At 74.1% G+C, this 9681-nt stretch carries 7 protein-coding genes; 5 read left to right on the forward strand and 2 right to left on the reverse strand.

The features are described from left to right. Window positions 1-95: 95 nt before the first annotated feature. Window positions 96-1463, forward strand: a complete 1368-nt coding sequence (locus AB0H32_RS27560) for a S41 family peptidase (RefSeq protein WP_361125379.1) — start codon at window positions 96-98, stop codon at window positions 1461-1463. Between the two features lie 370 nt (window positions 1464-1833). On the opposite strand, the gene AB0H32_RS27565 is transcribed toward AB0H32_RS27560, so the two are convergent. Together AB0H32_RS27565 and AB0H32_RS27570 are read right to left on the reverse strand one after the other, a co-directional pair. Then, window positions 1834-3426 carry a glycerol-3-phosphate dehydrogenase/oxidase gene (locus AB0H32_RS27565; RefSeq protein WP_361125381.1) on the reverse strand — a complete coding sequence of 531 codons (1593 nt, stop codon included), beginning with the start codon at window positions 3424-3426 and terminating at the stop codon, window positions 1834-1836. Further along, window positions 3423-4022 (reverse strand): TetR/AcrR family transcriptional regulator, encoded by a 600-nt coding sequence (locus AB0H32_RS27570; protein ID WP_361125383.1) that lies wholly within the window; start codon window positions 4020-4022, stop codon window positions 3423-3425. The genes AB0H32_RS27565 and AB0H32_RS27570 overlap by 4 nt, the downstream gene beginning before the upstream one ends. 83 nt (window positions 4023-4105) lie before the next feature. On the opposite strand from AB0H32_RS27570, the gene AB0H32_RS27575 reads away from it, so the two are divergent. The 4 genes from AB0H32_RS27575 to AB0H32_RS27590 form a co-directional block, all read left to right on the forward strand. Beyond that, window positions 4106-5698, forward strand: a complete 1593-nt coding sequence (locus AB0H32_RS27575; protein ID WP_361125385.1) for an FAD-binding oxidoreductase — start codon at window positions 4106-4108, stop codon at window positions 5696-5698. A 61-nt stretch (window positions 5699-5759) separates the two neighbouring features. Then, the gene (locus AB0H32_RS27580) at window positions 5760-6662 is read left to right on the forward strand and encodes a YegS/Rv2252/BmrU family lipid kinase (RefSeq protein WP_361125387.1); all 903 of its coding nucleotides are present in this window, start codon (window positions 5760-5762) and stop codon (window positions 6660-6662) included. A gap of 227 nt (window positions 6663-6889) precedes the next feature. Continuing rightward, entirely contained in the window at window positions 6890-8116 is a 1227-nt protein-coding gene (locus AB0H32_RS27585; RefSeq protein ID WP_361125388.1) for a serine hydrolase domain-containing protein, read from the forward strand. After that, window positions 8113-9681, forward strand: a 1569-nt coding sequence (locus AB0H32_RS27590) for an alpha/beta hydrolase (RefSeq protein ID WP_361125390.1), incomplete at its 3' end; no start/stop codon positions are given. The genes AB0H32_RS27585 and AB0H32_RS27590, both read left to right, overlap by 4 nt.

The following is a 9681-nucleotide window of genomic DNA, read 5'->3' on the forward strand; positions in this document are numbered from 1 at the left end:
CCCCGACCCCCGATGCACCGGCTCACCGGATGGTGGGTGCCGGGCGCCGTCGGTCACGGTGGTGTCCCGCAGACAGGCACCGGAAGGACAAGACCGTGCGCATCGTCACGACCGCCGTCGTCGCCCTCACCCTCACCGCGGCCGCCGTCCCGGCCGCCGGCGCCGCGCAGCCGAATGCGCCGGGCACCGACGGCGTGTGGCGGATGGACGGCTACGGTACCGTCCTCACCCTGGGCGGTGGAGTCCTGCAGGAGTACCAGACGACGTCGGTCGGCTGCCTCAAGGGCGACACCTCACCGCAGACGGGCCCCGGTACCTATCTGACGACGGACGGCACCCTGCTGACCGTGCGGACCGGGCGCGATGGCGACCACGCCACGCTCGCCGCGGACAGCTCGGTGGGCCACCGGGGGCTGCGTCGGATCGCGGCACTGCCGGCCGGCTGCACCCGTGGGCTGCCGGACGACCCCCGCACCGCCTTCGACGTCCTCTGGCAGACCTTCGAGGAGAACTACCCGTTCTTCGCCGCGAAGGGCATCGACTGGCACGCCGTACGGGACCGGTACCGGCCCCAGGTGCACAAGGACACCACCAGGAAGGAACTGTTCACGATCTTCAGCCGGATGGTGCGGCCGCTGTACGACGCCCATGTCGTGGTCCAGGACGGTGACAGCCGCTTCTACGAGGTCCGGCCCGGCACGGAGGTCCCGACCGAGGAACTGGACGCCAGGGTCAAGAAGTTCGTCGTGGCGCGCGACCTGAAGAACGCCTCCCACCGGCAGGACTTCGCGGCCGGCCGGATCACGTACGCCGACCTGCCCGGCGGTCAGGGCTATCTGAGGATCACCGGCTTCGGCGGTTACGCCGGGAAGGACGCCCCGTACAGCGCCGAGCAGGCGGAACTCGACAGGACGCTGAACACGGTCCTGACGGCCGAGCGGGTCAGGCACCTCAAGGGGCTGATCATCGACCTGCGCATCAACGGCGGCGGTGCCGACACGCTGGGCATCCGCATCGCCCGGCGTCTGACCGACACCCCTTACGTCGCGTACGCCAAGCGGGCCCGCAACGATCCGGCCGACCCCACCCGGCACACCCGCCCCGAGCCCGTACCGGTCGCTCCGGCCGACGCGCCCCGCTACACCGGCCCCGTCGCCGTACTGACCGGTGGCTCGACGGTGAGCGCGGGCGAGACCTTCACGCAGGCGCTCATGGACCGGCCCGGCCGCACCGTCCGCATCGGCCAGAGCACGCAAGGCGTCTTCTCGGACGTGATGGTGCGCCGCCTTCCCGACGGCATGGTGTTCGGCCTGCCCAACGAGGAGTTCCTGACCCGCACCGGCCGCACCTTCGACGGCACGGGCATCCCGCCGCACATCGTCGAACCGGTCTTCACCGAGGAGGAGTTCGCCAAGGGCCGGGACTCGGCGTTCGACCGGGCGGTGAACATCCTCGGGAAGTGAGCGGGCAGCCCGGGCCGGAACACGGATGCGGTGCAACGGCGGGTCGACGGGCCAAGCGGCCTGTGCCGGAGTCCCCTTGCCTCCCCGCGGGGGAGTCCGGTGAGAATCCGGCGCCGGCCCTCCCCCGGCTCGAGCGAAGCCGAGAGCCGGGGGACCCCCGTCGGTGTGCGCGCGACTACGTCGACCTGGTCGAGAGCTCCCGCAATCCGTCGGCCGTCGCCCGGCTCGGAGCGCGGCTGCGGACGGTCGCCGGCTGAGCGCCCGTAGGCGGCCCCGGCGCCGCTTCCGCGTCACCGGGTGACCGGCAGGTACCTTCGGTGACGCCGGAGCGGGAGCGCCTCGCGGTCGGGCGTCCGGGGCCGGTGCGGGATCACGGTTCGCTGTGGGCGGCGGACCGGGCCTGTGCCAGGACCTCCGCGGCGACGGCCAGCGCCTCGGTGCGGTCCTCGGGGACCAGGCCGATGCGGGTGCGGCGGTCCAGCAGGTCCGCCGCGTCGAGGGCGCCCTCGTGGCGGGCGGCCCAGACGAGTTCGGCCCGGGTGACCGGGTGCCCCGGCAGGACCGGCTCGGCCAGGGCCGGATCCCGCTCGGCCAGGGCGTGGACGGCCGGCGCCTCGGTGCCGTAGCGGCGGATCAGACGGCGGGGTGCGGGCAGGGCGCGCAGCCGTTCGGGCGAGGCGGCGCCGACCAGCGGCAGGGCGGCGGTGGGGGAGGGGCGCGCGGACAGGCCGCGGGCCTCGGCGGCGGCGTCGACGGCGTCCTGCGCCATGCGCCGGTAGGTGGTGAGCTTGCCGCCCACGATCGTGGTCACGCCGTCGGGCGAGGTCAGCACCGCGTGCCGGCGCGAGATGTCCGACGTGCGGGCCGCCGTGTCCCCCGGGCCGTCGTGCCCGGTGGTGTCCAGCAAGGGGCGCAGGCCGGCGAAGGCGCCTACGACCTCGTCGCGGCGCACCGGAGTGTCCAGTACGGACCCGAGCACGTCCAGCAGGAAACCGATGTCGGTCTCGGGCACCTCCGGCACGTCCGGGACCGGGCCGTCGACCGGCTCGTCGGTGAGACCGACATAGACCCGGCCGTCGCCCTGGGGCAGGACCAGGACGAAGCGGTTGGTCTCGCCGGGGATCGGGATGTGCAGACCGGCCGGCAGCGCGCCCAGCCGCTCCGAGCGCAGCACCAGATGCGTGCCGCGGGAGGGGCGGATGCGGATGCCGTCGACGAGGTCGCCCGCCCACACCCCGGAGGCGTTGATCACGGCGCGGGCGCGGATCTCGCCCTCCTCGCCGGTGAGTTCGTCGCGGATCCGGGCGCCCGTCCCGGTCAGCTCCAGCACCCTGGTCCGGGTCAGCACCCGGGCGCCGTGCGCGGCGGCGGTCCGCGCGAGGGCGGTCACCAGCCGGGCGTCGTCGGTCACCTTGCCGTCCCAGGACAGCAGCCCGCCGCGCAGGCCGTCCGCACGGACCGACGGCGCCAGGTGCCGGGCCTCCGTAGCCGTCAGCCGGCGCGGGGCCGGCAGGACCTGCCGCGGCGTCCGGGCGGCGAGCCGCAGCACATCGCCGGCCCGGAATCCGGCCCAGGCCAGCGAGGCCTGGGCCCGCGACACCAGTGGGGTCAGCGGCAGCACGAAGGGCTGCGCGGCGACCAGATGCGGGGCGGTCCGGGTCATCAGCACCCCCCGCTCGACCGCGCTCTCGTGCGCCACGTCGAACTGCGCGGAGGCCAGATAGCGCAGTCCGCCGTGGATGAGCTTGGAACTCCATCGAGAGGTGCCGAAGGCGAGGTCATGGGCGTCGACGGCGACGACGCCCAGCCCGCGGGCGGCCGCGTCCAGGGCGGCTCCGGCCCCGGTCGCGCCGAGCCCGACGACCAGCACGTCGGCCACGGTGCCGTCCGTCGCCCGGGCCAGGTCCCGGGTGCGCCGGTCCGCGTTGAGGGACGGGTCTCGTACGGCCTCGGTTCGGCTCATGGCGTCAGGGTCCTCTCCAGAAGGGTGCGCAGCTCGCCCAGCAGGGCGGTGGAGTCGAGGTCGGGATCGTCCTCGTCGGTCATCGTGCGCAGGGACAGGGCGAAGGACTGCACGATCAGCAGCAGGCCGCGGGCCTGCCGCTCGGTGTGGGCGGTGCGCACCGATCCGTCGGCGTGGCCCTCGCGCAGCGAGTCGGCCAGCAGTGCCAGCAGTGCTTCCTGGCTCGCCCCGCGCCGGTCGAGGACGTAGGGGAGCAGCAGTTCGGGATCGACGTCGACGATCTTGCGGAAGAGGGGGTGCGCACGGAAGGCCTCCACCCCCGCCACCAGCCCCGTCACGATCCGGGTCCGGGTGTCCGTGCCGGGCGTGGACTCCGGTATGGCGTGGGTGGCCACGGCGATCCACTCACGGGTCATCAGATCGCCCACCAGGGTGCGCAGGTCCGGCCACCGCCGGTACAGCGTCATCCGGGACACGCCGGCGCGGCGGGCCACGTCGGCCAGGGTGGTGCGGCGGACCCCGACCGCCAGAACGCAGTCGCGCACCGCGTCGAGGACGTGATCATTGTCCGAACCGTTGTGACGAATAGGCGTCATGTGTCACAGTGTAACGCCCCGGGGGCCGGGCGGAGACGCCGCCGCGCGAACCGAGCACACCGACCTGTGAGGACGACCCTTCGATGGACATGCTGTGGAACGGCTGGGGCGACCCGGCCAAGGCGGCACCGCTGCCCGACACGGTGACCGGACTGCTGCGCGACCTGCTCGGCGTCAAGCCGCGCACCACGCCGGCCCTGGCCCTGGAGGACATCCGCCTTCCCGAGCCCACGGCCGGCCCCGCTGCCCTCGAGGCGCTCGCCGAGGCCGTCGGCGGCGCGGACCACGTCCGCACGGACGCCGAGAGCCGTGTCCGGCACACCCGCGGCAAGTCCACGCCCGACCTGCTGCGCCTGCGCGCCGGCGACGTCTCCGACGTTCCGCAGGCCGTGGTCCTGCCCGCCTCCCACGACGAGGTCCTCGCCGTGCTGAAGGCCTGCGCGGCGCACAGCCTGGCCGTAGTGCCCTTCGGCGGCGGCACCTCCGTCGTGGGCGGTCTCGCCCCCGAGCGACGCGACTTCGTCGCCCTGGACCTGCGCCGGATGAACGGCCTGCTCGACCTGGACCCGGTCTCCCGCACCGCCGTCCTCCAGCCCGGCCTGCGCGCCCCCGAGGCCGAAGCCCTGCTCGCCGCACAGGGCTTCACCCTCGGTCACTTCCCGCAGTCCTTCGAATGGGCCACCGTCGGAGGCTTCGCCGCCGCCCGCTCCAGCGGACAGGCCTCCGCCGGCTACGGCCGCTTCGACGAGATGGTGCTCGGTCTCACCCTCGCCACCCCCGAGGGGACCATCGAGGCGGGCCGCGCCCCCCGCTCCGCCGCCGGACCCGACCTGCGCCAGCTGATCCTCGGCTCCGAGGGCGCCTTCGGCGTCATCACCTCCGTCACCGTACGCATCCGCCCGCTGCCCGAGGTGCGCGTCTACGAGGGCTGGCGGTTCGCCTCCTTCGAGGAGGGAGCCGCGGCCCTGCGCCGGCTCGCCCAGGACGGACCCCGGCCGACCGTGCTGCGCCTGTCCGACGAGACCGAGACGCTCATCGGCCTCGCCCAGCCGGACGCCATCGGCGCCGGGCTCGCGCAGAGCGAGGCCGGATGCATGGCGATCACCGGCTACGAGGGCACGGCCGAGGACACGGCCCAGCGGCGCGAGCAGGGGGCGGCCGTCCTGCGGGAGGCCGGCGGAACCCTGGTCGGCGCCGAACCGGGCGAGCGCTGGGCCCACGGCCGCTACTCCGCGCCCTACCTGCGCGACTCCCTGCTCGACGCGGGAGCCTTCGCCGAGACGCTGGAGACCGCCGCCTTCTGGTCCCGCATCCCCGACCTGTACACGGCCGTGCGCACCGCCCTGACCGACACACTCACCCAGGCCGGCACCCCGCCCCTGGTGATGTGCCACATCTCCCACGTGTACGAGAACGGCGCCTCGCTGTACTTCACCGTCGTCAGCGCCCAGGGCGAGGAGCCCGTCGCGCACTGGACGCGCGCCAAGCACGCCGCCAACGACGCCGTCATCGCCGCCGGGGGAACCATCAGCCACCACCACGGAGTGGGCACCGACCACCGAGACTGGTATGTCAGGGAGGCCGGAGCACTCGGCGTCGAGGCGCTGCGCGCCGTCAAGCGCCGTCTGGACCCCGAGGGGCTCCTGAACCCCGGCGTCCTGCTGCCCACCGACTGACCCACCCCCCCCACCCGCCCGGCCGTTCCGCTCCTACCGTCACCGCCCCGGAGGCACACCGATGCGACAGTTCACCGCCGTCGTCAACCCGACCGCGGGCGACTCGACCGGGGCGGCGTCGCTGCTCCAGCTGGCCCGCCTGCTCCGCGAAGCCGGCGCCGAGCTGGAGACGGAGTACAGCAACAGCCTCGCCCACGCCCAGGACATCGCCCGGCAGGCAGGGGAGCGCGGCCGGGTGGTCCTGGCGGTCGGCGGGGACGGGATGGCCGGCGGCATCGGCGGGGCGCTCAGCGGCACCGGTACCGTCCTCGGCCTGGTCCCCGCCGGACGCGGCAACGACTTCGCCCGCGCCCTCGACCTGCCCGGCGACCCCGCCGCCCTCGCCGACATCCTGCTCCACGCCGAGTCCCGGCGCGTCGACACCATCGAGGTGGAGTCGGCCGTCCACCAGCGCACGGTGGTCCTGGGCAGCGTCTACGCAGGGGTCGACGCGCTGGCCAACCAGCACGCGAACCATGCCCGCCTGCTGCGCGGCGCCGCCTCCTACTACGCGGGCGGCCTGCGCGCGGTCACCACGTGGCGAGCGGCGGACTACCGGGTCACCGTCGACGGCGAGGAACACGCCCACCGCGGTTACACCGTCGTGGCCGCCAACTCCCCCTACTACGGCTCCGGCCGGCTCATCGCTCCCGGCGCCCGGGTCGACGACGGACTGCTCGACATCGTCATGATCCGCGACGCCCCGCGCAGACTGTTCTTCGCCATGATGAACGAGCTGAAGACGGGCGCCCACATCAACCGGCCCGAAGTACAGGTCCTGCGCGGGAAGGAACTGCGCATCGAGGCCTCCCGCCCCGTCCCCTACGGCGCCGACGGCGAGGTCGACGCGACCCTGCCGGTGACGGTCCGGGTCCGGCCCGCCGACCTGCCCGTGCTGTACCGCCCGGCCGCCGACGGAAACTGAGACGCCCGCCCTGCCCGCCCCGCCCCGTCCTTCGCCGGCCGACGGCGCGGGTGGTGAACCGGGGCGGCCGGGCCCCTTCCACGGGTGAGGCGCGACACCCGGCGGGGGAGCGCGACGGCTGACGCGCAGGGGGAATCCCCCCTGTCGCACGCTGGGGTTGCCCCCACCCGCGAATCGGCGGCCAGCAGGAGTGATCCGGTCCCGGCGCGTACCTAGCGTTGGTGCGCATGGCGACCTTGTCGATCCCCTCCACCCTGCGCGGACACACATGCGTGGCGGCCCTGCTGGCGGCATTCGTCATGCCGTCCGCCGCGGCGGCCGCCGCCGGGCCGACACCCGATGCCCGTCGTCCCGCCGCCTGCGGACCGCACGGCGAACTGCGCCGGTCGCTGCGCACGCTCACCGACCGGGGCGGCCTCGCCGGCGCGGCGGTCCTGGTCACCGACCCGGCGGGCGGAGCCTGTGCCCGCTGGACCGAGGCGGCCGGGACGGCGGACCTGCGCGGCGGCCGCCCGATGAACGTCACCGACCGGCTGCGCGCGGGCAGCGTCACGAAGATGTTCATCGCGACCGTCGTGCTCCAGCTCGCCGCCGAGCACCGCCTCTCGCTCGACGCACCCGTCGACCACTACCTTCCCGGGGTGGTCCGCAAGAACGGCTACGACGGCCGCCGGATCACCGTACGGCAACTGCTGCAGCACACCAGCGGGTTGCCGGACTACCTCGACGCTCCCGAGTGGGAGCACCCGGAGCGCCTGCGGTACCGCCATTTCACACCGCGCGAGCTGGTCGCCCGTGCCCTGGACCTGCCGCGACCACGCGCCGACTGGCACTACGCCACCACCAACTACCTCCTCGCCGGCCTGATCGTCCGCGACGTCACCGGGCACTCTCCCGAGGGAGAGATCACCCGCCGGCTGATCCGGCCCCTCGGGCTGCGCGACACGTACTGGCCCGGAGACGACCCCCGCATCCGCGGACCGCACTCCCGCAGTTACTTCACCGCGGCCGACGGGCACCGCGTCGACGGCACCGACTGGAACACGACCTTCGGCGGGGTCGGCGGCGCCCTGGTCTCCACTCCCGGAGATCTGACGCGGTTCACCACCGCGCTCCTCGGCGGTCGGCTGCTGCCCGCCGCCCAGCTCGCCGAGATGCGGCGGACGGTGGCGGCCGACCCGGACCGCCTCTGGCCGGGTGCCCGGTACGGACTGGGCCTGATCGCCTCCCCGCTGCGCTGCGGCGGCATGTGGTGGGGCCACGCCGGAACCGTGCCGGGAGGCCACCGGGCGCTGACCGCCACAGGCCCCGGCGGACGGAGCGTCGCCGTCGCCCTCAACCAGGTACCGGCCACGCTCCAGGCCGAACAGGACTTCCTGAAGGCAGTCGAGACCGCGTTCTGCGAAGGCCGGTCCTCCGGAAAGACAGCAACCCCAGAAGGGACGAACCCTTGAACCGCTTGGCAATCTCCTTACGGCCGGGAAGGGCAACCACAGCCAGAAGGGCCGCTCTTGGCCTGGCCGCCACCGCTCTCGCCCTGACCGCGCTGCCCGCCGGCGCCGTCCCGGCCCGGGCCGCGGCCCCCGACCCGCTCGCCCGCTACCACCACCAGCTCCTCACCTGGAAGAGCTGCCTCCTCGGTCCCGACGACGCGACCGGCAAGGAGCTGGAGCAGGCGGGCGCCCGGTGCGCCGACGTGACCGTACCGCTGGACTACGCCGATCCGGGCGGACGCACCATCACGGTGGCGATCTCCCGGATCCGCGCGACCGACACCGCCCACCGCGTCGGCCCGCTGCTGCTGAACGGCGGCGGCCCCGGCGGCCAGACGATCGGCGACCCGCCGTGGGTGCACAAGGCCATGAAGAACGTCGGCCGACGCTACGACGTGGTGGGTGTGGACCCCCGTTTCGTCGGCCGCAGCACACCGTTGGACTGCCGCTGGCCGACCGGCTCCGCATTTCGCGGAGCCGGTCACGACCGGGCCGGCTTCGACAGGATCGCGGCCTTCTCTGCGGACCTGGCCCGGCGCTGCCGGGCACACGCGGGCGACGTGCTGCCCTTCGCCACCACGCGGAACACCGCACGCGACATGGACATCGTCCGCGCCGCGCTCGGCGAGCGGAAGATCTCGTACCTGGGCTATTCGTACGGCAGTTACCTCGGCCAGGTGTACGCCACGATGTTCCCCGGCCGCACCGACCGGGTCGTGCTGGACGGCGTGATCGACCCGGACCGGTACGGTCCCCGGCTGCTGCGCCATGTCGGCGCGGCCAACCGGCACGCCCTGGAGGGCTGGGCTTCCTGGACCGCCGCCCGTGACACGAGGTACGGCCTGGGCCGCACGCGTGGGGCGGTGCTGGCGAGCGTCGAGCGCATCCAGGCCGCAGCCGCCCGCACCCCGCTGCGGCTCGGCGCCTACCGGGTGGACGAACACATGGCGCCCATCGTCCTGTTCAACGGACTCTCGCAGGACAACGACAGCGCCTACGCGGACTTCGCGCACGGGGTGCAGGACATGCTGCGCGCGGCGAACGGTCAGCGGGTCACCCCGTCCCCGTGGCTCGCCGGCGTGCTGGAGTTCGAGCTGACCGGGGCCGACTCGCAGTACGGCAGCGTGCAGACGGCGATCCTGTGCGGGGACATGGCAGCCCCCCACGACCCGGAGGTCTACCGGCGCGACGTCCGGCGCGCCCGCACACAGGACCCCTTGTTCGGCCCCGTCACGGCCAACCTGAACGCCTGTGCCTTCTGGGACCGGCCCCGCGAGCGCCCGACCACCGTCCGGGACGACCTTCCCGCGCTGCTCGTCAATGCCACGGGAGACCCGCGCACCACCTACGAGGGTGCCACCGCCGTGCACCACAAGTGGCGATCCTCCCGCCTGGTGACCCTGCGCGGCGCCGACCAGCACGCGGTGTTCGGCGTGTACGGCAGCCGCTGCGCCGACGCCGCGGTCAACGCCTACCTCGCCACCGGCCGCCTCCCGGCCACGGACATCACCTGCAGTGCGCCGGCC

Origin of the sequence: Streptomyces sp. NPDC020362, assembly GCF_040642095.1 — a bacterium.
Classification (GTDB): Bacteria; Actinomycetota; Actinomycetes; order Streptomycetales; family Streptomycetaceae; genus Streptomyces.